Here is a 24,897-nt window from a genome sequence, read left to right on the forward strand (position 1 = left end):
GTCCTCCCCAAAAAACATCCATAAGCTGAATTACATTAAGGAAGTGATATGCTGCTGCTCAGACGCGAGCGGCTGCTACAGGGAGCGGACGGGAAGGGCTAGTTGCTCGACGCTCGATCTTCGGGCGCACAGGGGTAGCTGACCAAAGTCCGCTTTGCTGCATCCGACGTCCACAATCAGCCAGGTGGCCTATGGCCCTCTTTAGGGATTTGTGCAGGCGGCGTGAGTGACTGAGTGTGATCCTCGAAGCCGCGAAGGCTCCCATCCCTTGTGACGCGAATACTTTTGGTCGCTTTCAATGCCGTGTTGCCGCCCCGATCGATAAGCTAGCGACGACGTCACCGTCCTCGTCGACGATCTCTAAAATGCTTCCCGAAAGCTTTAAAGCGTGGTCGGCATGATGTCGTTCCTGCCTGGCTAATGTGAAGCGACCAATTGCGATCGCATCGGAAAGGTTGCTGAACTCCGCTTCTCCGCCGTTCGCATGCGTGGCATCGCCTGTCCGCACCTGAAAACTATATCGCGCCATTGAGTGCCTCTCGATGATTAACTGTAACGCGCGTCCTGTCTGATCGCTATGGCTTGGGTACACCACTGACATGCCTTATGGAGCTGCGACGCCGGACCCCGGCGGCGCCTGCACCGCCCTGCAACCGTTCAACATGCATTTAAGAATCATAGTTACCGCTTTGAAACGATTAGGACCTGATCCGTCGGTCGCGTAAATAGTCTGTTAATATTCTGGAGGCCTGCGATGGCAGAGAAGATTATCGACTATGTCGTTCGATCGAGCGACGGCTCCTGGACGGTATGCCGGCGGAGTTTCGATCCGGCACTGTCTTGGCTGCAAACGCACGAACTCTCTCAGCATTTTGCTCGTGAAGACGCTGTTTTGGAGATGCGGGACCGAAATTTGATGCATGCGCTAAAGGGAATACCCTCTAGCCGTGCTTGATCAACCCGATAGGGTTCTGGTAAACAAAACCTGAAGTTTCGGAGGATTTGAGGTGGCTGAGGTTGTCGTCAATTCGCCGTCCGGACCCGGGACGACGCATGGACTGTATGTCGCCGCGAGCTCGATCGTCGGATTACGTGGCTGACGGCGGCCAACGTCGCAAGGCGGGCTGAGCGGTTACGCTGCGAACTTACATACGAAAATCCATCTCGGAACTCCTGCAGAGAGAGCTAGCTCTCATACGAAGACCGATGTCATCGGCGGTGTAGAGGCGGTGGCTGACGCCGGGCAAAGAAGGTGATAGTGAACGTGTCGCTTCGTCGTAGAAGTATGGCGCATGAAGACCTTGGCTCTTGCCCTCGCGCTGCTCGCGGTAGCGTCGCCTTCCGTCGCGCAAGAGGCTCCCCGGCCTCGGCATCGCCTGACACCGGAGGACGCGGCCCGTTTGCTGGCGAACCCCGCAGCGCAGAACCTGATTGCGCAGAAGATCGCGTCGCTCGCGAGCATCGTTCTTGACACTAAGGTCGGGCCGCTTGCGGCGTTGGCAGACCCGCGCGACGATGTCCGCCCCGACGACACGCTGTACTCGATCGAGCGACGCCACGACCCCGATCTCGACCGCCATCTCTACGAGAGGTCACATCGCGGCGTCGCCACTGCCGGTGCGATAGCTGGCGGCGCGGTGACGGAGGCGGCCGAGTTTCGCCGCACGGCTGCCCGCCTGCGCGCCGCGCTCGCCCCGTTAGTCGATGCGGCTGAGGCGCCCAAGTCTCGCCAGCAAAGACCCGGCTACTAGATAGAAAGGATCTAAGAGGACCCCGCCGCACAATAGCGGCAACGCTCGCAGATCTGATGAACGGTTGTTGGAGAGGGGGTTTAAGCGCCTGGTCGGTTGTTGGGTCTTCTCGGCGCACAGAGGTGACTGAACGAAAGTTCGCTTTGCCACATCGGACGCCCATAAGCTGCCAGGCGGCTTTCGGCCCCCCCAACAGTCTTAAAACTGCTTTTGCCGTCAACGATTATGAAACGCTCGATCGATACTGCGATGGTGTCACCCCGTGATAAGCGATGAACGTGCGGCAGAGGTGCGAATGGCTGCTGAACCCGCATTCGAGCGCGATCTCAGTTAGGCTTAACCCATGCTGCCGAAGCAGCCGAGCGGCATGTTCGACCCTCGATTGCCGAATGTATGCGCCGACCGGTGTGCCGAAATGCCGGCGGAATTCGCGCGCGAGATGGACTTCGTGGCGACCTGCCCCTGTGGCTATCTCCGCTAAGCCGAGAGGTCGCGCGGCGTTTGTATGAATGAAGTCGAGTGCCGTGCGCAGCCACGCCGGCGGTCGTCCACACGTGCCGTCCTCAATTTCCCGGCCGAACGCCGCCACAATTTCCGCCATGAGCCCGTCACAGGCGAGGGCCGTGAACGCGTCGTCGACGCGCATCTCGCGGATCAGCCGGTCGCCTAGGTGGTGGAGGGCAGCCGAATGCACGTGGGGCGCCCGGTCGAGCGCGACGCGGCTATCCGCGAGGTGCTCGATCCACGCAGCCTGCGGCTCGAAGATGATCTGCCGCGCCCCCCGGGGGCCAAATGCCTGCGCATGGGCCACGCCAGCCGGGAAGAAAGCGGCATGACCGCAGCCGTAGTCGCGCTCGCTGCGGCCGACTTGCTCCTTAAAGCCACCCCGGACGACGATGCTCAACGTCGCCTCGCGGTGGTCGTGCACCGGCATCGCCGTGTCGGCCGGATAGTCACGGAGGCTCGGACGTGTCTGCACGGGCACCTGCCGATCGCGACGACTGTCCGCTGAGATAAGCAGACGCGCTAAGCCCGTGCAAGCGCGCTAGCCCCGCGGAAGACGCCGGTCCCTCGCCGTCCTAAGCAACCATCACGACAGCGAGGTGCGACGATGAACCGGAAGACGATGCTCCATCGGACCGTGGCGCTGGCCATGCTCTCCGCATCCGCCGCCGGCCGATGCGCCGTCGCGGTCTCCACGCCGGCTCAGGCCCTGTCCTACGTTCGCGCGTCCGATCTTCGTCTGTCGCCCGACGGATCGCAGCTGGCCTACGTGGCGGTCAGCTACAACTGGGACGCCAAACCTCATCTCCGCGTCCTCGATATCGCCGCCGGCACGGAGCGGGAGTTGACGCCGGCAGGCAAGTCGGATCGCTCGCCCCAGTGGTCGCCCGACGGGACGACGCTGGCCTACCTGTCCAACGTTGGCGGCAAGACGCAGGTCTACACGACCCCGTCCCGCGGCGGCACGGCGACCGCGCTGACCGCGAGAAAGTTCGGCGTCGACCGCTTTCACTGGTCGCCGGACGGACGGACTATCGCCTACCTCGCGCGGGACGACGACGCACAGCCGCACGGGATCGGGCCCCAGGTCGCCGACCGCGAAGACGACCTCTCCCGCGTGTGGCTGGTCGATCTCGGATCGGCGGCGAGCCGAAAGCTCGGGGTTGACCGTTGGAGGATCGACGAGTTGCAATGGAGGGACCTGACCCATCTGCTGCTCGTCGCGACCGAGCGGCCTAACGTTGAGGAGAACACCGACGCCGTCTACGCCCTCTCGACCGCGACCGGCGCGGTCGAGCGCGTCGCCGCGCCACCGCAGCCGTTTGACGCCCTGCTGGTGTCTCCGGACGCACGGACCTACCTCGTTCGTTCGACCGTCGCCGGCGGCCCGTCGGAGCGCGATCTTCTGGTTGGATCTGTTCGGGGCGGCGAGCTCAAGGCGTTGACTCCGGTGCCGGACCTGGCGATCGCGGAGGTGAAATGGCGGGATCCCTCGGCGGTCTGGGCGCGCGTCGTCGATGGCTTCTGGAACCGGATCGTCCGACTGGCACCGGGCGCGGCTGCGGCGGCCATCGATCTGCCACTCTCGGTCGCCTCGTTCGACGTCGCCAGGGATGGCGAGCTGGTCTTCGTCGGAGAGGACTTCGATCACCTCCCCGAGATCTACCTCCGCACCAATGTCGGCCGTGTGCGGCAACTCACCCATCTCCAGCAGGGCTGGGACGGTGTCCAGTTGGCCATGACCACGGTGTTCCAAACGCGCAGCTTCGACGGCACAATGATCGAGGCGGCGTTGATGAAGCCCGCCGTCGGAGCCGTCAGCCGGGCGCCGCTCGTGCTGCTCGTCCATGGAGGTCCGTCGTCGAATTTCACTGCCGGCTTTAGCTGGGAGGCGGCATGGGCGCAGATGCTCGTCGCGCACGGTTACCAGGTGCTGATGGTCAATCCGCGCGGCTCGAACGGCTACAGTGAGGCGTTCCTCAAGGCCAATCGCGGCGACTGGGGTGGCGGCGACTACAGGGACCTGATCGCGGTGCTCGACGCCGTCATCGCGAAGGGCGAGGTCGATCCGGAGCGCCTCGGCATCGGCGGCTGGTCATACGGCGGGGAGATGACTGCTTGGGCCATCACCCAGACGCACCGGTTCAAGGCTGCGGTCGCCGGTGCCGGCGTGTTCGACCAGCAAGCCGAGTTCGAGACCGAGGCGCATCCGGACGGCGACGAGTGGTACTTTGGCACGCCGTGGGAGCATCCGGACGTGTTCGCGCGCAACTCGCCGGCGACCTACATCCGCAACGCCCGCACGCCGACGCTGATCCTCGACGGCGAGGACGACGCCAGCAATCCGGTCGGACAGTCGAAGGGGCTTTACCGAGCGCTGAAGCACTTCGGCGTCGAAACCGAGATGGTGCTCTATCCAAACGAGGGGCATTCACCGCGGCTCGGCTCGAACAACATCGATATGTTCGAGCGCATTCTCGCTTGGTACGACAGTCATCTTCAAGCCAAGTAAATGGATCGCGAAGGTGAGAATCGACGACCGCTTCGTTCCATCCAACTCCATAAAGCTGCCAGGCGGCTTGCGGCCCCCTAGTTAAGGCAACGTGGGCGCGACTATGGCAGGATCACGTTAGGGTAGTCCCCTCCATAATCAATATGATTGTAATTACCGATCGCATCCGCACGGGTTGCACGCCGATACCTATTATCTAGCGAACCGCTTTTGCATAGGTTTGGTAGCCGGTCATAAGTTCGCCGACGCGTCGATCGTAAGTGCGCTTGAGGCAGATTGGGTCGGCTCCGCATTTCCGACGATTCGCAAGCCAAGCTCGCTGGTCGTCGCGCATCGCGCCGTTGCCGCCCATTAATTGGACGCTGCCGAGTATCCCCAGCATCGTGTCCATACGAGGTGTTCCGCCCGAACTCGTAAAGCTCGTCGCTACGGCTGAATACCGCAAGGCCTATCGAAAACACGTCTACGACCGCCACGATGAAATCGATGATCTCACCAACGGCGAAGCCATGGCTGACAACCCATGCGATCAGCACGCCGGCCATGATCGCCAGCGACTTCGGCTCGATGAGTGCGCGCAACTGAGCAGCGATTGCCGGACCGATCTTGCCGGCCGTTCGTTTCAGCATCTCCCTGAGGCGCTGCTCGCTCTGCCCTCACCACGTCTCCGCCGACGGCCTGATTTCTGTCTCGAACGTCCAGGCGTCGCTGGTCTGCTGGTGGAGCACCCAATAGGTCTCGGCAACCGAAGACGGCTGCAGCAGCGCTCGGTCGTCGCTGACCCCCGCAGCCTTCATGCGCTCGCGCACCCATTCAGTATCGACGCCGGCGTCGATGACTAGGTGCGCCACGTGGATGCCTTTCGGCCCCAGTTCGCGCGCCGCCGCTTGTGCCACTGCGCGGATGCCGAACTTGGCACTGGCAAACGCCGCGTAGCCCGAGCCGCCCCGCAGGCCGGCAGTGGCACCGGTGAAGAACAGCGAGCCCCTGCCGCGTGGTAGCATCACCCGCGCACCTTCGCGCCCCGTCAGGAAGCCGGCAAAGCAGGCCAGCTCCCAGACCTTGCGGAACACCCGCGCCGTGGTCTCGAGCAGCGGAAAATTGACGTTGGCGCCGATGTTGAAGATCACCACCTCGACCGGTGCCGCCGCCTCCGCCTCGGCGATGAAGGCGATGACCTGCTCCTCCTCGCGCGCATCGAGGGCTCGTGCCTCGGCACGCCCCCCCGCGGCCTCGATCGCGGCTTTCAGCGGCAACAGCTTGTCGGCGTTGCGGCGGCCCATGAACACCAGATAGCCTTCGGCGGCGAAGCGCTTGGCGATCGCGCCGCCGATATAGTCCCCGGCGCCGACGACGACGACGCTGGCGTTGCGCGGCGACTGGGAGGTCTCGGTCATCACGGTGTCCTTCAGGGTCAGGCTGCGGCGCGCACAGCGGCGGGCGCGTCGAGCAGCCCGGCAAGGCGGGCGCGGATGATCAACTCCGCCTCGGCCATGATACGATCGATCAGGTCGCGCACCGTCGGCACGTCGTCGATCAGCCCGGCGACCATGCCGCACGACCACGCGCCGGCATCCATTTCGCCGTTGTACATTATCTGCGGATAGACGCCGGCGACCTCCGGCCCGATGTCGGCGAAGGTGATCCTGTCCCCCAGCGCCTTCTCCTTGGCGATCAGCCGCTCGACCCCGGCGTTGATCAGCACCCGCTCGGTATTGCGCAGCGGCCGCATCACCAACCGGGTGTCGAGCTCGCTGGCGGCGACGATCGCGTCCTTGACGTTCTGGTGGACCGGCGCCTCCGTCGTGGCGACGAAGCGGGTCCCCATATTCATTCCCTCCGCCCCCATCGCGAGCGCGGCGACCAGCGAGCGCCCGTCCGCCATGCCGCCCGACGCGACGAACGGGATTTTTAGCGTATCCGCGGCGCGCGGCAGCAGGATCATGTTGGGTACGTCGTCCTCGCCTGGATGGCCGCCACACTCGAAGCCATCGACGCTGACCGCGTCGCAGCCGATCGCTTCCGCCTTCAGCGCGTGGCGGACCGAGGTGCATTTGTGGATCACCTTGATCCCCGCCTCGTGCAGGCCGGGCAGCCATTTGACCGGGTTGTTGCCGGCCGTCTCGACGACCTTGATCCCGGCTTCGACGATGACGCGAATATAGCCCGGATAGTCGGGCTGACTGACGCTCGGCAGGAAAGTCAGGTTGACTCCAAACGCCTTGTCGGTGATCTCGCGGGTGCGGGCGATCTCGGCTTTCAGATGCTCGGGCGACGGCTGGGTAAGTGCGGTGACCATGCCCAGGCCGCCGGCATTGGCAACCGCGCCGACGAGTTCGGCCAGACCGACGCAATGCATGCCGCCCTGGATGATCGGATGCTCGATTTCGAACATCTCGGTGATCTTGGTCCGCATCACTCTCTCCCCATCCGCCGCCGTGTGGGCGGTCGGTATCAGTTCTATTTCTGCACTCGCCAGTCGGTCAGGGCAAGCCCGATTTCATGGAAGTCCGGTCGATCAGGAACCGTGGTGCGCTTTCAGGCTGACACCGGGCAGCCGCAGGATCTGGAACATGTTCTCGGGCAGCACCTGGACATAGTCGTTGAGGCCACCGGCCCGCAGGATCGGCAGCGCCTTGGCGGTCTGGTAGACGCCGTCCTCGATCAGCGTCTTGTCGATGTGCACGGCGACAACTTCGCCGAGCACCATCCAGCCGTCGATCTCGCGGCCATGCCGGTCCTTGTACTGGACGATGTCGATGACAACGCACTCCATTGCGGCACGACTTTCGCCGACCCTCGGCGCCTTGACGATCCGGCTCGGCAGCGGCGTCAATCCGGCGAGCAAGAACTCGTCGACGTCGGCGGAGACGGGGGCGGAGGTTTCGTTCATCTGCTCGCCCAGCTCCCGGGTGACGAGGTTCCACACGAACTCGCCGGTTTCCGACGCATTGCGGACGCTGTCCTTCCACGCGATCCCCGAGAAACCGATGATCGGTGGATCGTAATTGAAGGCATTGAAGAAGCTGTAGGGTGCAAGATTGGCGCGGCCCGCCGGGTCGATCGACGAGATCCAGCCGATGGGACGCGGCGCGATGATCGCGTTGAGCGGGTTGTGACGCAGGCCGTGGCCTGACGCCGGCTCGTAACTATGAAAGTCGATCTCGGGCACAGGCGATCTCCGGAAAGCGTTAGGCGAAGACCGCCACCGTCTGGCGCATTGCGGCGACGGGTTCGCGGCGGTCGTTCCAGATCGTCATGTCCTGCGCCGAACAGCCCGACGCCGCGTTCTGCGCGACATTGTGGATCAACCACCAGCCGGAAAGACTGGCAGGCGCGTCGGACAGCAGGTCGATGGTCCAGGTCATCGTGCTGATTGGGCGCATACCCGCGGGAAACAGCACTATCGCCGCCGGCGGCAGCGCATCGGCAAGCGCGATGAAACCGGTTAGCGACGGGGCGGGGTCACGGTGGCGCATCCACACCAGCATGTCCGGGTCGGCGCCCGGCGTGCGCGGCCGCGCACCGGCCGCGAGGCGGCCGTCGAAGTGATGCGCGAAGCCTGGACGCTCGGGCGAACTGAAGAAAGGCGGGCAGGTCTCGGGGTCGACCGCCTCGGGCGCCGGCAACCCCCAATGATCGAGCGCCGAATTCCGGTTCGCGCCGAAACACAGCAGGCCGCGCACCGCCAGCCCCGCCTCGCCGGACAGGTCGACACCGACGAAAGTCGTCGACTTGCCCTGGCGCAGGATCGCGGGCGTCGCGGTCAGGATGCCGCTCGCCGGGCCGACAAAGGCAAACTGCGCCGACCGCAGCGGCGGCAAGTCGGGCGACTGCCGCTGCGCCGCCTCGAAACACAGGGCCGCCGACAGGCCGCCATAGGCGGTGCGTCCTTGCAGCCAGTCGGCCGGCACCTCGACCGTGAAGCCATGCTCCCCGTGCACCATTGCTGCCAGCAATGCGTCGAATGTCGTGTCCTGCATTCCGCCTCCCCGATTGCATCGACACTAAACCTACAAGCGGCAGTGTCGAGTGAGTGAGTTCTAAAACAACTCTTGTCATGCGACCACCCGCGTCTATCATCGCTGTACAAAAAGGGGAGAGTTGCCATGCTCAACGTAGCAGTGCGCCCGGGCACGGCGGCAGCCGATGAACGCACTATTGGCTATGCACCGCGCGAAGTTCTGGTCCGGCACGGTGAGAACGGGTGTCTGGTGCTGGAGTGCTGCCAGCCCCTGACCGGTGTCGAGACCCACATCGTCAACTATCTAGAGCGCTGGGCTGCCGCCGCGCCGGACCGGGTGTTCCTAGCCCAGCGCGCCGCGGACCGTTCGTGGGAAACGATCACCTACGCCGCGGCGTGGCGGCGCGTGCAGGGTATTGCGCAGGGCCTTATCGATGCCGGGCACTGCGGGGATAATAGGGCGGTAATGATCCTGTCGCCCGCCTCGATCGAGCACGGCCTGCTGATGCTGGCGGCGATGCTGATCGGTGCCCCGGTAGTGCCGGTCTCCCCGGCCTACAGCCTGCTGCCGGAGGCGCGGCCCCGCCTGCACGAAATCGCCGAATTGATCCGGCCAGCCTTCGTCTTTGGCCAGACGGCCTCACCGTACGCAGCGGTCCGCGATACGCCCGGGCTGGCGGATGCAGCGTGGCTCAATCCGGCCGCGCTGGCTGAATGGTACGGGCTCAATGCGACCGCCGCGGTGGCCGCGCGGCGCGCCGCGGTCGGCGGCGACACGGTCGCCAAGATTCTGTTTACCTCGGGCTCCACCGGCTCGCCGAAGGGCGTCATCAACACCCAGTCGATGCTTTGCCACGCCATCGCCAGCACCAGCGTGCTGATCCCCGATCCGGTCGTGGGCACGGTGTTCGTCGACTGGATGCCCTGGCACCACACGATGGGCGGCAACTCGGTGGTGCACGGCACGCTGCGCAGCGGGGGGACGCTCTACATCGACGACGGCAAGCCGTTGCCGGGTCAGTTCGAACGCACCATCGAGAATCTCCGCGACGGTCGCCCAACGGTGATGCAGAGCATTCCCGCCGCCTATGCCCTGCTGGTCGCCGCGCTGGAGCGCGACGACGATTTCCGCATCGCCTTCTTCAGCCGGCTGGAGCGGTTGATCTATGCCGGTGCCAGCCTGCCGTCGGACATCTGGGACCGAATGCAGGCACTCGCGGTGCGAACGCGCGGGCGGCAGATCGACTTCGGCTCGGCGCTCGGCACGACCGAGACCGGCCCCGGCATCACCGTCACCCACTGGGCGAGCGAGGGTGATGGCGAAGTCGGCCTGCCGGTTGCCGGCGTCGAGATCAAGCTGCTGCCGGTCGAGGACCGCTACGAGATCAGGGTTCGGGGACCAAACGTCACACCGGGCTATTTTGGCCGTCCCGACCTGACCGCGGCGGCATTCGATCAGGAGGGCTTCTACCGCACCGGCGACCTCGTCCAGCTCGTCGACCCGGCACGCCCTGAGCTCGGGCTGAAGTTCGCCGGGCGGCTCAGCGAGAATTTCAAGCTCGCCAACGGGTCGTGGGTGGCGACAGGGGAACTGCGGTTTGCCGTGCTGGAGGCATGCCGGCCGCTCGTCGGCGACGTCGTGCTCGCCGGCGTCGATCGGGACGATGTCCGCGCCATGCTGTGGCCGGCGCCCGGCAGCGACCTGAGCGCGCCGCGTGCTTTGCACTTCTTGACCGCAGACATCGCCGCGTGCCTCGCCGATTTCAACGCATGGCGCCACGGCGCAACCCAGCGTATCGCCGCGTTCCGCATCCTCATGGACCCCCCGTCGATCGGGGCTGGCGAGATGACCGACAAGGGCTATGTCAACCAGCGCGGCGTTCTCGCCCGGCGCTCGCCGCTCGTCGACGATCTCTATGCGGCAGAACCGAGCCGCGACGTTATCCCCGTCCCGCCATGTGGAGCCACTTGAATGACCGCGACCATCGACTTCTATTTCGATTTCGGCAGCCCCAACGCCTATCTCTGCCATCGTGCCCTGCCGTCGATTGAGGCGCGGATCGGCAAAGTCTTCGTGGTCAAACCGGTGCTGCTCGGCGGCGTCTTCAAGGCGACCAACAACCGCTCGCCGGCGGAGGCATTCGCCGGCATTCCCAAGAAGCAGGCCTATGACCAGCTCGAGATGGAGCGGTTCATCAAGCGGCACGACATCACCGCGTTCCGCTTCAATCCCTTCTTCCCGATCAACACGCTGACCATGATGCGTGGCGCGCACGCCGCCAAGAGGCTCGGCGTGTTCGATGCCTATCTTGAGGCGGTGGTCAGCGCGATGTGGGAAAAGCAGCTTGACATGGGCCAGATGGAGGTGTTCGCGGGCGTTCTCGACGCCGCCGGTCTGCCGACCGCGGACCTGTATCGCGAGGCCCAGTCACCCGACGTCAAGCAGGCGCTGATTGACATGACGCAAGAGCTGATCGACCGCGGCGGCTTCGGCATCCCGACCTTTTTCGTCGGTGATGAGATGTTCTTCGGCAAGGACCGCCTGCGCGAGGTCGAGGAAGAATTTGTCGCGCAGCGGGGCGACTAGATGCAGTGGAGTGAACTCGCGGAGCAGAACTGCTCCTTTGCGCGCACCATGTCAGTGATCGGCGACCGCTGGACGTTGCTGATCCTGCGCGACTGCTTCATGAAAGTCCGGCGCTTCGACGATTTTCATGAGCGGCTGGGCATCGGACGTCCGATCCTGACCGATCGGCTGAAGAAACTCGTGGCCGCCTTCGTGCTGACCAAGGTCGCCTATCAACAGAACCCCACTCGCTATGAGTATCGGCTGACGCAGAAGGGCCTCGACCTCTACCCGGTGGTGATAGCGATCGTGCACTGGGGGGATGTCCACATGGGCGACCGCAAGGGTCGACCTGTTCTGCACCGGCACATGGCCTGCGGGAACGACTTCGATCCCGTGATGGTGTGTTCGGAGTGTAGCGCGGAAGTGTCCCCCCGGGCAGTAACCATCCGGCCCGGGCCTGGTGCGCGCGATCCCGTGCACCTGCCGCCGAATATGCCAGCGCCCCTGCGCAAGCGCGCCGCGCGGTTAGCGGACATTCCGCCCGCCCATCCGTCCGCCCAGTGTGTTAAGCTTCTCAAATAATGGCGCAGACCTCTTATGCTCATGCAGTCGCCAGCACACCGCTCGGCGCGGTGACTTTGAACATCAGCGGATCGTCAGACATAACCATTCGCGTAACCCCGGCGGACGTGCCCGAACTGCCGGAGGGTGTAGCTGTCGACGGCGTGCTGATTTTCTTGGTCAGGTTAGGATAGGCGGTCACCCGAAAGTCGCCGCTCGTATTGAGAGCAACGGCAGACAAAGACGGCGGCTGGGACAGCGGCTAGTATCTTGATAGCATGGTATTCAAAAGTGCTGCAGGTGTTCTGCAAGTCGCCCTTAGGGACGATGAGTGGCTCGCTACCAAGGGCATGAGCGCAAAGCCGGTCCGACACGAACACCAGGGTAGGGCGCAGGTTATAAGCGTAGCTCCGGCTGGAACAGTGCTCTGGGTAAGTGTGGCGTGGCGGACCGCCGCCGCAGGGGCTTTGAACGACAGCTCCACATGGGTTGCGGCTGATCTTGCACTCCCCGGCTAACGCGCCAAGGAATGCACTAGCTAGGCTCTATTGGGCCAGCGTGCGCATCTGAGTGTCCGCAAATGGGCGGGAGCTGCCGTTAGACCCGCGGCTATTCGAACGGCAGCTATGCCATATTCGCCGTCGAGAAGCGGACAGTCAGCAAATGGCCCCTCACATTGACCGAGCAGTTGTTTGACCGATCGATACTCTGTCTAAAACAGCCATTTGGCTCAACAAGACACTAGCCTGGTGGTCCGCTCGACGCGCAAAAAATGGTCCAAAACGGGCTTGCCCTCACGGCTTCTCCGGGCACGGCAGCCTGAATGAACCTGGCATCACCACTCGTTGCTTGAATCGTCCTGCCGAAAAGGCATACTGCATCGCAGCGGGAGTTATCGCCATGACATTCAAACGTCGCACGAAGGTAGTTTTCTGCCTGTTGATTGCCGAGTTCGTTATGAGCGCGCCTGCGGTTGCTGCGCTTCCGTTAGCTAGCGGGTTTATCGACCTTCAAGCATCAAACGATGGATTTGGATCTCCCGAGTCTATAAGTATCAGCACTCTATATCATGGTGCGACCGCAAGTTCATATCAATCCGAAGCATCAGCATATGTAGATGCCCAGAATGGTCTCTTAATCTCTAGAGCTTATACGGGTGATAACGGAAACGCTGGAAGCATCGCGGCGGCATCCTATGATTATTATTTCAAAATTGATGGAGTTGCGTCGGGTACGCAGGTCCTTCTCAACATCAAAGATATCCTCAATCTCGGCGTTGAATACTACCAAGACCAAGCCCATGCCACTGGCCAAGAGTCATTTTTGATTCTTGACCCGACACAGATGGCCAACACGGTCGTTAACGACAATCTTATTTACGGTTATGGCGGCCAAAAAATACAGTCGATTGTCGGGGATCGTAATGTCAGCGTCACTGCCGGCACGACGTATTATCTCTTAGCTCTATTATTTAATACCTCGAGTGGCGGCGCGAAGGTGGAGGGGAACGCAAAGTCATCGTTCACAATCGCGCCGACCTTCCTTCAAACCCACCCCGGTGCAAACATCGAGTATAGCCCAAACGTCTTCCAAAAGGTGGTGGCGGTACCCGAGCCCGCGAACTGGCTTCTGTTTATTCTCGGCTTTGCCGCGATTGGGTTAAAAACTCGGCAAGCGAACCGACGGTTGGAGGTGTTGTCTTCGCTTATCTATCAGTCGAACTAAATCGTTTTGTTTTCGTTGCGTAGCGGCTGGTTTGGGTCTTCAGTCACCGGCGGGGACCGTCCTGCCGTCCCCGGCAGCAAGCGATGAACTTGGGGAGCACGATTGCGGAGGGCGCGATGCGGGTGAACCGTATTGTAGTGCGCGCACAGCCTGTAGCTAGTCCAGCCGTCGGACCTGGGTCCCATGCGTACCTACCCGGGACTGAGTTCGGACGACCGCCTGCCATGCCGTTCGATCGCGGGCTTTCGACCGCCTTGATGCAGGGAACGAGGCCGATGTTGAAGACGAACCGGCGCGCGTCGTGTGAGGGATAGCAGCTGCCGCTGCAATTTCGCCGTTCGAACAGCTCGGCCTACGCCGACATCGAATATGGCTTGCCAAAGAGGCTCAACTGAAAGCTGAAGATCGAGGTCGTCAAAAAAGCGGTTCGTCGGTCACAGAAAGACTGGTTGAGAAGCCGGCGCGTCAGCCCGGTTAACTCGTGATCTTGCCATCTCGATAAAAGCCGAGCGGGGTGTGAAATTTGGAGCGCTGGATCTCGTCGCGATCGAGTTCCGTGGTGGCCGCTGGTCTGGCTCGCATCATCGCGGCGAGAATGGTCACGTATCGACACGTCGCACATAGCCACCTCGCCTTGATCAGCCTCATACATTGAGAAAGCAGCGCCGAGGTAGAGAGAGGCCAGCACAACGCTGTACCCGCAGCGGCTATTGCATATCCAAGACCGAAAAGCAGACAGGCGGCAACCGGCCCAAAGCGGCGTCGATACCCAACCTTGAAACCGGCAACGTTGCGCCGGCGCGGCAGGCACATTGAGCGGCGGCATGGTCGGTGCTTACGATGCCGTGCTGAGCAATGTAACTAACCAAGCGGCCTGATGGGCGCCGGGGTTGGGTCGGAAGCAGGAGGATGGTTCCACAAAAGTCCGACGCTTCGCAACCTCGCACGCGACTCTGGAGGTTGCGGCCAACAAGTTCTGGTCGGACACGATCACATGCCCGACCAGAACGAAGTCCCCACCCCTGTCCAAAACCGGCTTTCATCCATATCTCGTCAGAGTGGGCCGGCCTTTGGCAGGACGGCGGCTCCATTGACTCTGACCGTGCCGGCGCTGATCACGACGGGGTCGCCGTTGAAGCTGGTGAAGGACCAGGTCGGGGCGGCGCCGCCGACAGCTTTTTCGGCATAGCCGAGGCTTTCACCCCGGAGCAGTTCTGCGGCGATCTGCTCGCCGAGCCGCAGTGACCGTGTATTGTCGCTGCGCCAATGAACGCCGCCCATCGAGCGACCCATCGCGACGTTGCACGCGAGCTTGTTGAGCTCGCCACCCACAGTCATGGCCGTCACGCCGGGGCCGCCGTACGGAATGAGCTCACCCGCCGCGTTCGTTTCCGAAATCACGACCGGCGCGTCGGTCACCGGGTGCTTGGCTCCCTTCGCGAAAAGCGCCGCCATCGTCATCGAATCGTCGAGCCATGCTTTGAGCACCGTGATGCAGGCGCCCGCCACCGTCGCAAGGCCTGCGCCATACGCCGGATGGGGAGGCGACCCGGCGGTAAAAGCGATTGGCAGAAACAGGTTCTTGTTGCCAGTTTGCCGCGCGATCTGCGACGCCTCGCTATCGAACACCATATCGGGGAGGCCGTAGGCGCGTTTGACGGCACCCTGACCGTCACCGGCGTCATGCCCGAAATGTTGCATCTGCATCAAGCCGCCATAGGCTTCCGGCCGCAGGCGGCGATGGATCTCCCATTTCTGCCGCCAGACGACCGCCAGTGCCCGCCCGGCCACTTCGGAAACGCGGGTCAGCAGATCAGGCCCGCCGAACGTGCCGAACGGGACCTGTCGCTTATATCCCCCGTAGGGACTGCCGGGATCGAACGGGACCCCCCAATTGAGGCACAGCAACGTCGCATTGAAATACGCCTGGTGGAGCGCGTCCTTGTTCACGAATCGGGCGATGTCGCGCATGGTCGCTATTCGGCGCGGCCCGCCGGGTTGCTCGAGGCTTGGAATACCGACCGGCGGCGCGCTGACGAAATCATTATCCTTTGAATAGCCATGATAGACAGCGTCATAGCCGGTGTTTTGAGCTCTGATCCAGCTATCGTAATCGGTCAGGAAGTTCTGCCCGGCGGCGTAAGGCCGGACCTTCTGCTCGATAAGCTGTGCGCCGTAAGCGATATCGTGAAGAAAGAACTGGGATACGATCGGCCCCTGATCTTCGTCCTTGAGTCCGCAACGAAAAAGCGTTGACGCCTTGAGATCGAGGTTGCCGGCGGCATCCATCGGCAAATCTCTGCCGAGATGTAGACCGCCCGGTTCGTCGGCGGCAATAGCAATGTTGAACTGCTTGCGCATATCGGCGAGAGCAACGCCGAATTGCGGTGTCGCGCTGAGCCCCTGAAATGGGACATCGCGCAGCATTGCCATCCACTGCAGCTCGGTCATTTCGGCGGCGGTCGAGCTCGACAGCACCGAGGGAGCCGGCGGCATCGAATAGTCGCTTGGCGGTCCGGTAAGCTTGTCACTCGATCGGGCGGCCTGGGGATTGTTCAGCTTGTCGGCAGAGGTCGGCGCGTTCGCTATTCCGGGCGTAAACTGCGCCGGAATGACCGGACCACTCGCGACCGTTTCATAGTCGCCACCGGTAGAGGCCACCGTCGCGAAGCGCTTGTACGCCGCCGGTTCGACTTCGCCGTACTTGTTATGCGGGAGCGTCTTGTGGAAATTGCCGAAAGCAATAACGTGTGGACTACCCGCCCCGTCATACTCAAGCGTCGTGCCGAGTTGCTCGTCACCATTAGCATTCATTGTTTTAATCCCTAATAATAAGATGAAGCGCGAGACTTCTTATGTGGCAAAACATTGAACGCTATTCCTGAGAGCCTTCAACAACAACGACTTTACGGGCGGGGGTGTAACGCATCGTGAAAAATGCGTGAAACCGACGTCAAATTAAAGGATATTGCGAGATGTCGTTATAGGCTCCAATCCAAGATCTCCCTGCTATATCCCGCAACTGATTGAAGCTAGCCAGGAACTACAATCATCGGGGAAAACGGTCGGGACTTATTGTTGATCCTCCCGCTGGAACAATAATCGCCGATTACAATCACGCGTCTAGAGTTTTATGGGGCCCCGCGGCAAAAGCTCGGCGAGATGCAGCTATTGTGGGCATCTCATTTGAAAGCCGCCGCTCGACCGGCGGCCTTAGTTCGCCGTCCGGTTTCGGGGATCGCTCAAGCCGCCTTGGATGACCGCATGGGAGTCACGCCTGACGCAATCAGCCGGACCGATATTTCCGGTCTAGTTCAAGCCATCGCAAAGACTCGAAAGTGCCGAAGGTCTTAACGTCCCCGCCAAAGCCACCGCGGTCTTGCGTAAGATCCGTCTATTAGCGGAAGATTAGGCTATGAAGGCTTATTAATAAGCGATTTGACATTTGGCCTCGCTGATGTTCGCTTTGATTTGGTCAATCGGCGCGAGGTCGTGCCGCGGTGAGTGAGGGAAATGAGCAACTATTCGAAGATCATATTGATTCTGAACACTATTTTGCTCTCGATACTCTCGGTCACTTGACAGATCACATCGATACAAGCAGCGAGATGTTTTACGCTATAATCGCTTGGGAGATAAACATGCCGGTCTATTTGAAGCTTGGTGCGCTGCAGGGCGCGGTCACATCCGGCCCATACAAGGGCTGGATCGAGATCGACTCATACAGTTGGGGCTTTTCGGTCGCTGTGCAGACCACCGCCGGTGCCGCCGGCAACCGCGCGTCGTCGGGCAAGGTGACGCCGGGCGACGTTCATCTCGTGAAGCGCCAGGACGACACCACGACCCAGTTCATGCTGCAGTCGCTCGAAGGTAAGAATACGCCTGAAGCACAACTTGCGGTGACAATTCAGGCGTCGGAAGGCGCGGAGTCAAAGTACATCGAATACGTGATGAAGAATGTCATCTGCACATCCTTCACGACTTCCGGTCAGAGCTCGGGTGGTGAGCCGACGGAGAACATTGCGCTTAACTTTAGTCAGGTGACCTTTAACCAGTTCCTGCGGGACGATACCAACGCAGAACGGGCAGTGCGCGGCGGTTATGATTTTACGACCGCAAAGAAGATCTGATTATTTTGTGTTCGGATTGGGTGGCGACATCCGGTCTGGTGCACGCGCCAAGCACGCGTGTGCATCATTAGCGGCGGTAGCGATCCAAACTGATCCGTTCAGCCACCGATTTTTAACTGGCGCGCAAGCGGGAGCTGAACACAGCGATGGGCGATGTGAGGACGCAATTTCCGCGCCGACAGGTGATTGGCCTGTTGGACGTCGGATTTGGTATCGCGATACTCGTTGTCTGGCTGGGTACCTATAAGGCTGGGGGCACCCTTGCCATTGCATCTGCGACAGCTGATCGCCTTCTGACATCGCTCGCTGAGACAGCAAAATTCGTGCCGGTCGGGCTGGGGTCGGAGACGCCGGCGGACGGTACGACGGCCGGTACGTCACAGCGCGACTTTGTCGTCTCGGACATCGTATCGGCACGGCGCGCGGTGGTGGCAGCTTGCGCGAAGCAGGGACTGGCCGCGCCGTTGCCCAACGACGTGAAGCTCATGCCCGATATTGTGTGTCAGGGTCGCTGGCACGACCGTGATGCGACTGCCCATGTAAATGGTAGTTGCCGTTCCGACTGTCGAATCGCGCTCGAAACACATTTGATCAGATAGGAGTTCCGCATGTCGCCGCGCGCCGACCTGATGCCGACTGCGAGCGGATGGCGACGGTTAAGCTATACGAGCCGCGGCGGCTTCGTCGATTGGGGTCACGCCCAGCCCGGCGCGGTGCGCAAACTCAAGCGTCTGATGGACGGCGAGACTTCGGATTGGCTGTCTCTGAAAAAATTGCAGGTCACTTTGTCGGGCAGCCCTGCGTTCGTTCTCGATTTTGGTGAGGAGATGCGCAAGGGGTTCCTCACGGTCGGCAATGTTGCACAGTTCGTTGTCCGCCGACGCCTGGACGGACGAGCGAAGGAGGCGGTCGCGCTGGCGATATTCCAGAAGGCTTCACTTGGCTTTGAAGCGCTTCAAGCTTCCCCGCCGTTTAGGTGGGTATCCGATAAGGGCTTCAGCGGGGAGGACCTAGTGTCCGATCTGATCGGTTTTTACGGGGTTTACCGTGGTTTCAGCGACGAGCGGATGCGCCGGATTGCTGGGGAAGTCACAGTCGATGAGAGCCTTAAGGTTTGGGATGACCATTTGCCGAACGGAATCGGCGGTCTGAAGAATTATCGGTTTGCGCCGATCCTCTTTCCAATCGATCCTCACTTTGACACGAGCTGGCCAGCCGAGTTCAGCGGCATCCGGCCTGCCCGCCCCGGAGGCGACTGGATTGCGGTCAAAGACCGGTTTATCGACGGCATCCTCGTCAACCGCGGCCAGCCTCTGGCCGCATTAACCGATGGAATCGTGATGACGGTTCCGCCAGCCGTCGGTAGTCGCTGAAGTGCACAATAACACAGGCAGGTTTGCGGGCCTCCCCAGCAATCGTCGGCGCTTCGAGATAGGATTGCTGGCGATCGGTTGGGTATCGGCGATTAGGTTCGTGACACGCATGGCAAGCGGACCGTCGTGCAGTCGCAGGGTGGGTCGATGATCGGGCCTGCCCATTTCTGTCGGTCTCGTATGACGGTACAGAGGAGGAAGTGGTATGGGTGAAGGATTGCCATCGAGCGGTAAGGCCTCGACTTACTCGGATTTCTTTATCGGCAAGCAGACTTCGAGTGGCGAGACCTACGCGCACGCCGGGTTTACAGCGGCGCTTCTTCCACGTGCTCGCTGGTATGCGGTGCCGATGGGAACGCGGCTAAAGCTGACGCGAGAAAGCCGATCGATCGTCGTGAAGGTAAACGACCGCGGGGCGGGGGACGGAAGTATGGAGCGGGTTCTCGATCTGAGCCGTGCAGCTTACGCCTATCTGCTCAATCGCCCGGCGGATTCGATCACCGATGCAAATGCTAGCCTGATCACGCTCAGCGCGATCGAACAGGTACCCGCCACGACCGTACTGGGCCCAAAATGAGACGGATCATCCCGCTGGCGTCGATGCTGCTCATCCTCGCGAGTCCGAGCGCTGCATCGAGCATCTCTGCGCATTCTCCGGTACTCGCTGCAGCAGCCCTTCCGCTCGCCAACCTGACGGTGATCAACGGCGACGCATCGGGCAAAACCCGGTGGGTTGCGTGGGCTGAGCTCGGACCACGGCAGGCAGTGCGGCTGGCACTGGTCGATCGCGATGGTGCGCGGACGGTAGTGCGCGGGGCGATCGTTCACGCTGACGCGTATGAGCCCCTTCTGCGCGCCATTCCGCAATGGACTTATGGCGGGCACTCTCTTGTTGCTTTCACCGTTTCATACGGAGCCGGAGCGCAGCAAGTCGAATTGATTGCAGACGATAACGGCGCACCGCGAGTGTTTGCGAGCGAACTAGGTGCAGCGATCGGCTGGACGATCGCACCCACGGGCGCGCCAATACTCGTGATCTACACCCGTGTCGGGTCGGCACTACAGCCGCGATGCCGCGTGTGGCGAGAAAGTGGTGATCTCGCCGAGATTCCCTGTCCGCCGTTCTAATAACGCTGAAAGTCGTCGCTAAACCGCTTTGGCCCTGCGGCAGCTCAGTGATAGCGCCCGGTGCGAGCGTCGCGATGTTGCGATGGCAACGAATGCGGCGGCAACGCGCTCTCGCCTGCCTCGAAAAGCATTATTTTCTGCGGCACGCCGCTATCCCAGTGAGAAAACCGGACCTTGAGTCGTCCCGGACCTTCGACCGGAAATTGTTGTGGCAGCGTCCCCACCGCTTGCCCCGAGGCATCGCGAACAATCGGTAAAGGGATGCGTTTCTCAGGGTCTGCCGTTAGAATTTGAACTGCTGCCGGCCGGTCCAGCCGGACGATGTCGACGGTAACGGCCTTGCGCCCGGCGGGACCTGGCACAGAGCAACGCTCGGCAAAGGCCGCGAGCGGTATCCAGTTCGGGCCAAGTGCCCGGGCGACAGCCGGCGGAAGTCCGGTACACTGTCGAATGTCGAGCGCCACTGAATACGGTGCGGCGGCAGTAAGGAGTGCTGCGCCGAACACTGCAATTAACGACCGGCCGAGCTCCATTTCAGTCTCGGGTCCAGAAGGTCACGCGGGCCCAGTCCGGGCGCGACCAAGGATCGCGCACCGTCTTCTCGCCGCTGCTGTGCGCTCCAGGCCAACTGCTCGCCGCTCCCGAGGCTGATCGCGGGAAAGATCCTTCGCTGCTCGAGGGCAAAGGCGGACCAGGCATCACCATGACGACGTGGCCACTCCCGCTCTGCGAAGCGAGACCACCGACTACGACGACCCCGTGATTGGCAAGTTCGCCCGCCTGCTGCACGGTGACCTGATGCCAGCCGCTGTCCTTACTCTGCAGATGTGTCATCAAGGTGTTTGCTGTGCGGTAAGGCTCGTCTTGGCCAAGTGACCGAAGCATGGACCAGATCGAGTGGCTGCAGTCGTTCGGAAAGGCGCGGTAGCCGGCTGCTCCGGCGGCTGCAAGCTTTTTGGCCTTTTCCTTATCGTCGTCTCCCACTCTGTCGCTCCTGACCGCCGCAGCTCCAGTTTTAAGATGCGCCGCGTAACCGGACAAGCAACTTCTCTTTGTCGATTTCGACACTGACCGACGGCCCCCCGTCCGCGGGTATAAAATTGGCCGTGTACTCGGCCGATCCGGGAACCGAGCGTCCAAAGCCGCGGGTCGAAAAAGGTGTTTATGGTCGATGATGAGGTGATCGCCCGCCACGCCTTAGCCGACTATCTTCAGCAATGCGGCTATGCCGTGATTGCGGCGGCGTCGACTGAGGAAGCGATGACTGTACTGAACGCCCCGGATTATGTCGTCTCGGCCATGCTGTGTGCATTGCCGGCGATCGGTTCGCAAAATGGCCTTCGGCTATGCCGCTGGGTTCGTGACAACCATCCGACGATAAAAATCGACTGGCCGGCACCCTCGATGCAGCGGCTGAAGCTGCTGCCGAGTTTTGTGACGCCGGGCTGGGACTGGTTCGTCCCTATGACCCAGGCGCTATCGTCTAGCGGGTCCAACTGATGCGCGAGCGCCGCCGGCGGAGGCTCGCGGTAGTTTGATTGGCGCTCGTCGGCGGCGGCTCCGGCAGCTTTGTACTCGGAGGCAGCGCTTAGTTGCCGTTACCTGAATCTCACCGGTGGCTATCTGACCTCACCGCCACCGATTGACCAGTTGATTGGAACGGCATTTTAGAAGCTGCAAGCCACCCATTTTCTTGTGCGCAGGGCGAGGGTTGAGCTGGGTAAATGCTATCCAGCATGCTTCTTCGTCAAGGTCCGGCTGTCCGCTAGGTGCGGTGACCCGACAATCAGAGACATGACCATGCTGATTAATAACGATCTCGATCGTACTTACATTTTCCGTGGTTTGAACCGTTGCGACGCTACTTAGGTGTCGTTCAGGTCAGTGCGATCGCTGCTACCAAGACCGTCGTAAAGCTCACCGGTCCCCATCGCACAGACGCTTTATTGAACGAGGCGCAAGCTGATAGCTTAGCATGCTGTCGAACGTCCGCAATCCGACCTGATGATGCTAATGCCCGCGACATAATTGGAGTCGAGAGCCGCCCTCGGATTCTCAGCTACTCGAACGGCAGGTAAGCCGCGATGCATACCGGAAAGCCGCGAGTCCGCGTTCGGCCCCCAACAGGTGGAGCCATGGCTAAGCTACGGCCAGACACCATCACCGGGTTCTGTCGTCCGTCGCTCTAAGGACAGCAAATAACTAAACGCCGCATTTACAATTCTTAAGAATCAGTAGATGCTTAATTAAATCCAAACGGGGCATTCGCATGACCACATCAAAGTCGACCAGCCTTATCGCTTTTGCGGTTAGTGTGCTCGCCGTAGCCCTGCCGGCCAACGCAGCGATATACGATGCTGTGACAGGGTTTTCGTCGTCGAACGCAACGGGCGTTTTCAGTTATGGAACGGGCGTGACGGGGACGAGTTTCACGCCTCTCACAAATTACAGCGCGCCTTGCCAAGGCATGGTTTCAGGTCTTGGTTGCTGGCAGACTACGACGCCTGTCTTGCTCGTGCCCTTGGTCGGCAAGAATCTGACGGGCTCGACGCTTGATTTCTCCACCGTGGTGCTGCCGACGAATGTGTTGCTGGTACATCCCGGGCAGAGCACGGACTCGATCGTTCGGTTCACTGCACCCACGACCGGAAAGTATAACGTCAGCGGTTTCTTTGAACTGCTCGACACCCATCCTACTGGCGTGAATGCCATTATCGCGTTCGATAACACGGTAGTGTTCGACCAGATGCTGAGCGGGCCCGGAGCCTTGAGCCCTAGCACGCCTGGTGGCTTGGTCCCGTTCGGTGCCAACGGCATTCTTCTGCACGCCGGCGACTTCTTGGACTATGGCGTTAACAATGCGGGCAACTTCTATAACGACTCAACCGGGCTGTCGTTGACGTTCGCGGCGGTACCCGAGCCGGCATCTTGGGCGCTGATGATTGTCGGCTTTGGCCTGGTCGGCTTCTCCGCGCGTCGCCGGACCAACGCTGTCGCCGCCTAACGCTCAACGGCTGAAGCAAGCGAGAGGGCGTGAGCGATCTTCTCCCGCCCTTTTTCGTGCCCCGCTGGCTGCGGTAGACCCCGGATGCCAGAGCAAATTAAGCGCATTCGTATGCCAAGCTATCTGCTGCGTCCGCTATATAGAGGTCATCACCCAAAAGTCGTCAGTCCGCCACCGGCCCCCTTATGTCGGTGCCAGGCGCTGTCGCTGCCAGGGAGGGTGGCGGTGGGATAGCGGACGCTCGGCGGCGCATGTTAAGTGAACGGGGAGGAAGCCTAATGAAGCGAAACTTTGAGTTCGATCATTTCACCATTGTCCGTTGGGGTGACCGGCTCATCGATCTGCCCAACGCCTATGACCTTTAGTACTTTGGCACGGATATAATTGGTCGTGAGGTTACGCTGAGCTTCAGCCAGAATAGCTATGCCATCAATCCGAACAGCTTACCTTCAGGCGTTACGCTGATCTGTAGCGGCAACGTGCGCGTAGCCTTCAACAACCTGAGCGCGATTGCCGCGCCTCTGAACCATGAAGGCATCGAAATCGCCTACTTTGACCAGGACTGCGAATGGGACTCGTTCTTAGAAGAGCAAATGACCCGCGAGCAGGAGCCGCAGGGCCTACACATAAGCTTTGTCAACGGTTTTGCAGTCCGCATATTCTGTGAGAATGCGACGCTCATCACTATCGATGTGCCAAAGTGGAGGTGTCGACCATCACTCGAGGGAGGCATCCGTGTTGGACGTTAGCATCATCGGGCTAGATATTGCGAAGTATGTTTTTAGGCGCACGGCGCGGATGCGTCGGGCCAAGCGGTGTTTCGCAAGAAGATCAGTCGCCCCAAGTTATTAGCGTTCTTCGCCGGTCATGCGCGCTGCCGGGTCGTGCTGGAGGCGTGTGGCGGCGCGCATCACTGGGCGCGGGAGCTGCTCGAGCTGGGCCACGAAGTCCAGTTGATTGCGCCGGCCTATGTAAAACCGTTCGTGAAGCGCCAGAAGAACGATGCCGCCGATGCCGAGGCGATCTGCGAGGCGGCGCAGCGGCCGAGCATGCGGTTCGTACCGGTGAAGACGGAGGCGCAGCAGGCGGCAGCGATGGTGTTCCGTGGGCGAGATCTTCTGGTGCGGCAACGGACCCAGATCAGCAACGCTCTACGCGGCCACATGACTGAGTATGGCTGGATCGCACCCAAGGGCCTTGCTCATCTGGAGAAGCTGGTCGCGCTGCTGGCCGATCCACCGGCGGAGCCCGAGGGCGTGCGCTCGGTCTGCACGGTGCTGCTCGACAGCCTGGCGGTGCTCGACCGGCAGAACACGACGCTCGGCAGGAGATCATACGCCGGTCACGTGAGGATGCGGTGGCGCGCCGGCTGATGACGGTCCCCGGCATCGGTCCGATCACCGCAACCGCGATAGCGGCGCTTGCGCCACCGGCAGGGACGTTCGCCAAGGGGCGTGACTTTGCCGCCTGGGTTGGTCTCACGCCGCGTCAGCACTCAACCGGCGGCAAGCCAAAACTAGGCGAATCGATAAGGCTATAAATCACGTGGCCCCAGTGGACGTTTTAGAGTCCCCTCCCGAACGCAGCAATGTATCAGAGCCGGAGATGAGCGCGCACGCTCTACGGTTTAGGTCTGCAGGGAGCGGCCCCCGAGCCGGAATTTGATTGCAAATGAC

Annotated in this window: 24 protein-coding genes and 2 pseudogenes; 14 read left to right on the forward strand and 12 right to left on the reverse strand. The window is 61.5% G+C overall.

The window, feature by feature from the left end:
* Nucleotides 1-295 precede the first annotated feature (295 nt).
* Complete coding sequence (locus KZX46_RS02075) at nucleotides 296-529, reverse strand: hypothetical protein (protein ID WP_219773714.1); 234 nt, start codon at nucleotides 527-529, stop codon at nucleotides 296-298.
* A gap of 763 nt (nucleotides 530-1,292) precedes the next feature.
* Here KZX46_RS02075 and KZX46_RS02080 point away from each other — a divergent pair.
* Entirely contained in the window at nucleotides 1,293-1,751 is a 459-nt protein-coding gene (locus KZX46_RS02080) for a hypothetical protein (RefSeq protein WP_219773715.1), read from the forward strand.
* A gap of 223 nt (nucleotides 1,752-1,974) precedes the next feature.
* Here KZX46_RS02080 and KZX46_RS02085 read toward each other — a convergent pair whose 3' ends face one another.
* Nucleotides 1,975-2,685, reverse strand: a complete 711-nt coding sequence (locus tag KZX46_RS02085) for an AraC family transcriptional regulator (protein WP_219773716.1) — start codon at nucleotides 2,683-2,685, stop codon at nucleotides 1,975-1,977.
* A gap of 177 nt (nucleotides 2,686-2,862) precedes the next feature.
* Here KZX46_RS02085 and KZX46_RS02090 point away from each other — a divergent pair, with 177 nt between their 5' ends.
* Nucleotides 2,863-4,767, forward strand: a complete 1,905-nt coding sequence (locus tag KZX46_RS02090) for a S9 family peptidase (protein WP_219773717.1) — start codon at nucleotides 2,863-2,865, stop codon at nucleotides 4,765-4,767.
* Nucleotides 4,768-4,963: 196 nt separating this feature from the next.
* On the opposite strand, the gene KZX46_RS02095 is transcribed toward KZX46_RS02090, so the two are convergent.
* From KZX46_RS02095 to KZX46_RS02115, 5 genes are all read right to left on the reverse strand, one after another.
* Entirely contained in the window at nucleotides 4,964-5,158 is a 195-nt protein-coding gene (locus KZX46_RS02095) for a hypothetical protein (RefSeq protein ID WP_219773718.1), read from the reverse strand.
* Nucleotides 5,159-5,423: 265 nt separating this feature from the next.
* Nucleotides 5,424-6,164, reverse strand: a complete 741-nt coding sequence (locus tag KZX46_RS02100) for an SDR family NAD(P)-dependent oxidoreductase (protein WP_219773719.1) — start codon at nucleotides 6,162-6,164, stop codon at nucleotides 5,424-5,426.
* A gap of 17 nt (nucleotides 6,165-6,181) precedes the next feature.
* Nucleotides 6,182-7,183, reverse strand: a complete 1,002-nt coding sequence (locus tag KZX46_RS02105) for a nitronate monooxygenase family protein (RefSeq protein ID WP_219773720.1) — start codon at nucleotides 7,181-7,183, stop codon at nucleotides 6,182-6,184.
* 102 nt (nucleotides 7,184-7,285) lie between these two features.
* Nucleotides 7,286-7,939: a flavin reductase family protein gene (locus KZX46_RS02110; protein WP_219773721.1), complete on the reverse strand. Its 654-nt coding sequence runs from the start codon at nucleotides 7,937-7,939 to the stop codon at nucleotides 7,286-7,288.
* Nucleotides 7,940-7,958: 19 nt separating this feature from the next.
* Entirely contained in the window at nucleotides 7,959-8,750 is a 792-nt protein-coding gene (locus KZX46_RS02115) for an acyl-CoA thioesterase II (protein ID WP_219773722.1), read from the reverse strand.
* A gap of 126 nt (nucleotides 8,751-8,876) precedes the next feature.
* Between KZX46_RS02115 and KZX46_RS02120 the strand changes: the two genes are divergently transcribed.
* The 4 genes from KZX46_RS02120 (at nucleotide 8,877) to KZX46_RS02135 (ending at nucleotide 13,586) form a co-directional block, all read left to right on the forward strand.
* Nucleotides 8,877-10,703 (forward strand): AMP-binding protein, encoded by a 1,827-nt coding sequence (locus KZX46_RS02120; protein WP_219773723.1) that lies wholly within the window; start codon nucleotides 8,877-8,879, stop codon nucleotides 10,701-10,703.
* Nucleotides 10,704-11,318: a 2-hydroxychromene-2-carboxylate isomerase gene (locus KZX46_RS02125; RefSeq protein WP_219773724.1), complete on the forward strand. Its 615-nt coding sequence runs from the start codon at nucleotides 10,704-10,706 to the stop codon at nucleotides 11,316-11,318.
* Nucleotides 11,319-11,882, forward strand: a complete 564-nt coding sequence (locus tag KZX46_RS02130) for a helix-turn-helix domain-containing protein (protein WP_219773725.1) — start codon at nucleotides 11,319-11,321, stop codon at nucleotides 11,880-11,882.
* Between the two features lie 879 nt (nucleotides 11,883-12,761).
* Nucleotides 12,762-13,586, forward strand: coding sequence for a hypothetical protein (locus tag KZX46_RS02135; RefSeq protein WP_219773726.1), 825 nt, complete (start codon nucleotides 12,762-12,764; stop codon nucleotides 13,584-13,586).
* Between the two features lie 474 nt (nucleotides 13,587-14,060).
* Here the strand turns inward: KZX46_RS02135 and KZX46_RS23150 are convergent, their stop codons facing one another.
* Together KZX46_RS23150 and KZX46_RS02140 are read right to left on the reverse strand one after the other, a co-directional pair.
* Nucleotides 14,061-14,189 carry a hypothetical protein gene (locus KZX46_RS23150; protein ID WP_255614696.1) on the reverse strand — a complete coding sequence of 43 codons (129 nt, stop codon included), beginning with the start codon at nucleotides 14,187-14,189 and terminating at the stop codon, nucleotides 14,061-14,063.
* A gap of 450 nt (nucleotides 14,190-14,639) precedes the next feature.
* Nucleotides 14,640-16,037, reverse strand: a complete 1,398-nt coding sequence (locus KZX46_RS02140; RefSeq protein ID WP_219773727.1) for a vanadium-dependent haloperoxidase — start codon at nucleotides 16,035-16,037, stop codon at nucleotides 14,640-14,642.
* Nucleotides 16,038-17,227: 1,190 nt separating this feature from the next.
* Between KZX46_RS02140 and KZX46_RS02145 the strand changes: the two genes are divergently transcribed.
* The 5 genes from KZX46_RS02145 to KZX46_RS02165 all read left to right on the forward strand — a co-directional run bounded on the left by KZX46_RS02145 (nucleotide 17,228) and on the right by KZX46_RS02165 (nucleotide 20,217).
* The gene (locus KZX46_RS02145; RefSeq protein ID WP_219773728.1) at nucleotides 17,228-17,716 is read left to right on the forward strand and encodes a type VI secretion system tube protein Hcp; all 489 of its coding nucleotides are present in this window, start codon (nucleotides 17,228-17,230) and stop codon (nucleotides 17,714-17,716) included.
* A gap of 146 nt (nucleotides 17,717-17,862) precedes the next feature.
* A complete protein-coding gene (locus tag KZX46_RS02150; protein ID WP_219773729.1) occupies nucleotides 17,863-18,315 on the forward strand; it encodes a hypothetical protein in 453 nt (150 codons plus the stop codon).
* Nucleotides 18,316-18,324: 9 nt separating this feature from the next.
* A complete protein-coding gene (locus KZX46_RS02155; RefSeq protein ID WP_219773730.1) occupies nucleotides 18,325-19,089 on the forward strand; it encodes a hypothetical protein in 765 nt (254 codons plus the stop codon).
* A gap of 205 nt (nucleotides 19,090-19,294) precedes the next feature.
* Nucleotides 19,295-19,666: a septal ring lytic transglycosylase RlpA family protein gene (locus tag KZX46_RS02160; protein ID WP_219773731.1), complete on the forward strand. Its 372-nt coding sequence runs from the start codon at nucleotides 19,295-19,297 to the stop codon at nucleotides 19,664-19,666.
* Nucleotides 19,663-20,217, forward strand: a complete 555-nt coding sequence (locus tag KZX46_RS02165; protein WP_219773732.1) for a hypothetical protein — start codon at nucleotides 19,663-19,665, stop codon at nucleotides 20,215-20,217. The genes KZX46_RS02160 and KZX46_RS02165 overlap by 4 nt, the downstream gene beginning before the upstream one ends.
* 44 nt (nucleotides 20,218-20,261) lie before the next feature.
* Here the strand turns inward: KZX46_RS02165 and KZX46_RS02170 are convergent, their stop codons facing one another.
* Both KZX46_RS02170 and KZX46_RS02175 read right to left on the reverse strand, forming a co-directional pair.
* A complete protein-coding gene (locus KZX46_RS02170) occupies nucleotides 20,262-20,750 on the reverse strand; it encodes a hypothetical protein (RefSeq protein WP_219773733.1) in 489 nt (162 codons plus the stop codon).
* Nucleotide 20,751: 1 nt separating this feature from the next.
* Nucleotides 20,752-21,201, reverse strand: a complete 450-nt coding sequence (locus tag KZX46_RS02175) for a hypothetical protein (protein ID WP_219773734.1) — start codon at nucleotides 21,199-21,201, stop codon at nucleotides 20,752-20,754.
* A gap of 180 nt (nucleotides 21,202-21,381) precedes the next feature.
* Between KZX46_RS02175 and KZX46_RS02180 the strand changes: the two genes are divergently transcribed.
* A complete protein-coding gene (locus KZX46_RS02180; RefSeq protein WP_219773735.1) occupies nucleotides 21,382-21,717 on the forward strand; it encodes a response regulator in 336 nt (111 codons plus the stop codon).
* A gap of 129 nt (nucleotides 21,718-21,846) precedes the next feature.
* Here the strand turns inward: KZX46_RS02180 and KZX46_RS23395 are convergent.
* A pseudogene (locus tag KZX46_RS23395) lies at nucleotides 21,847-22,050 on the reverse strand (energy transducer TonB); the annotation flags it as partial.
* 436 nt (nucleotides 22,051-22,486) lie between these two features.
* On the opposite strand from KZX46_RS23395, the gene KZX46_RS02190 reads away from it, so the two are divergent.
* Both KZX46_RS02190 and KZX46_RS02195 read left to right on the forward strand, forming a co-directional pair.
* Entirely contained in the window at nucleotides 22,487-23,221 is a 735-nt protein-coding gene (locus KZX46_RS02190; RefSeq protein WP_226895811.1) for a PEPxxWA-CTERM sorting domain-containing protein, read from the forward strand.
* A gap of 690 nt (nucleotides 23,222-23,911) precedes the next feature.
* Nucleotides 23,912-24,743 (forward strand): annotated as a pseudogene (locus KZX46_RS02195) (IS110 family transposase); the annotation flags it as partial.
* Between the last annotated feature and the right edge of the window lie 154 nt (nucleotides 24,744-24,897).

The sequence above is a fragment of the Polymorphobacter sp. PAMC 29334 genome, from assembly GCF_019431245.1.
Lineage (GTDB): Bacteria > Pseudomonadota > Alphaproteobacteria > Sphingomonadales > Sphingomonadaceae > Polymorphobacter_B > Polymorphobacter_B megasporae.

What these genes read in the sequence shown, in the direction of transcription:
- KZX46_RS02170 (WP_219773733.1), bottom strand. Translation starts at nt 20,750, where the DNA reads ATGGAGCTCGGCCGGTCGTTAATTGCAGTGTTCGGCGCAGCACTCCTT.
- KZX46_RS02165 (WP_219773732.1), top strand. Translation starts at nt 19,663, where the DNA reads ATGAGACGGATCATCCCGCTGGCGTCGATGCTGCTCATCCTCGCGAGT.
- KZX46_RS02075 (WP_219773714.1), bottom strand. Translation starts at nt 529, where the DNA reads ATGGCGCGATATAGTTTTCAGGTGCGGACAGGCGATGCCACGCATGCG.
- KZX46_RS02130 (WP_219773725.1), top strand. Translation starts at nt 11,319, where the DNA reads ATGCAGTGGAGTGAACTCGCGGAGCAGAACTGCTCCTTTGCGCGCACC.
- KZX46_RS02180 (WP_219773735.1), top strand. Translation starts at nt 21,382, where the DNA reads ATGGTCGATGATGAGGTGATCGCCCGCCACGCCTTAGCCGACTATCTT.
- KZX46_RS02160 (WP_219773731.1), top strand. Translation starts at nt 19,295, where the DNA reads ATGGGTGAAGGATTGCCATCGAGCGGTAAGGCCTCGACTTACTCGGAT.
- KZX46_RS02140 (WP_219773727.1), bottom strand. Translation starts at nt 16,037, where the DNA reads ATGACCGAGCTGCAGTGGATGGCAATGCTGCGCGATGTCCCATTTCAG.
- KZX46_RS02115 (WP_219773722.1), bottom strand. Translation starts at nt 8,750, where the DNA reads ATGCAGGACACGACATTCGACGCATTGCTGGCAGCAATGGTGCACGGG.
- KZX46_RS02085 (WP_219773716.1), bottom strand. Translation starts at nt 2,685, where the DNA reads ATGCCGGTGCACGACCACCGCGAGGCGACGTTGAGCATCGTCGTCCGG.
- KZX46_RS02145 (WP_219773728.1), top strand. Translation starts at nt 17,228, where the DNA reads ATGCCGGTCTATTTGAAGCTTGGTGCGCTGCAGGGCGCGGTCACATCC.
- KZX46_RS02105 (WP_219773720.1), bottom strand. Translation starts at nt 7,183, where the DNA reads ATGCGGACCAAGATCACCGAGATGTTCGAAATCGAGCATCCGATCATC.
- KZX46_RS02095 (WP_219773718.1), bottom strand. Translation starts at nt 5,158, where the DNA reads ATGGACACGATGCTGGGGATACTCGGCAGCGTCCAATTAATGGGCGGC.
- KZX46_RS02190 (WP_226895811.1), top strand. Translation starts at nt 22,487, where the DNA reads ATGACCACATCAAAGTCGACCAGCCTTATCGCTTTTGCGGTTAGTGTG.
- KZX46_RS02125 (WP_219773724.1), top strand. Translation starts at nt 10,704, where the DNA reads ATGACCGCGACCATCGACTTCTATTTCGATTTCGGCAGCCCCAACGCC.
- KZX46_RS02080 (WP_219773715.1), top strand. Translation starts at nt 1,293, where the DNA reads ATGAAGACCTTGGCTCTTGCCCTCGCGCTGCTCGCGGTAGCGTCGCCT.
- KZX46_RS02120 (WP_219773723.1), top strand. Translation starts at nt 8,877, where the DNA reads ATGCTCAACGTAGCAGTGCGCCCGGGCACGGCGGCAGCCGATGAACGC.
- KZX46_RS02100 (WP_219773719.1), bottom strand. Translation starts at nt 6,164, where the DNA reads ATGACCGAGACCTCCCAGTCGCCGCGCAACGCCAGCGTCGTCGTCGTC.
- KZX46_RS02135 (WP_219773726.1), top strand. Translation starts at nt 12,762, where the DNA reads ATGACATTCAAACGTCGCACGAAGGTAGTTTTCTGCCTGTTGATTGCC.
- KZX46_RS02155 (WP_219773730.1), top strand. Translation starts at nt 18,325, where the DNA reads ATGTCGCCGCGCGCCGACCTGATGCCGACTGCGAGCGGATGGCGACGG.
- KZX46_RS02150 (WP_219773729.1), top strand. Translation starts at nt 17,863, where the DNA reads ATGGGCGATGTGAGGACGCAATTTCCGCGCCGACAGGTGATTGGCCTG.
- KZX46_RS02090 (WP_219773717.1), top strand. Translation starts at nt 2,863, where the DNA reads ATGAACCGGAAGACGATGCTCCATCGGACCGTGGCGCTGGCCATGCTC.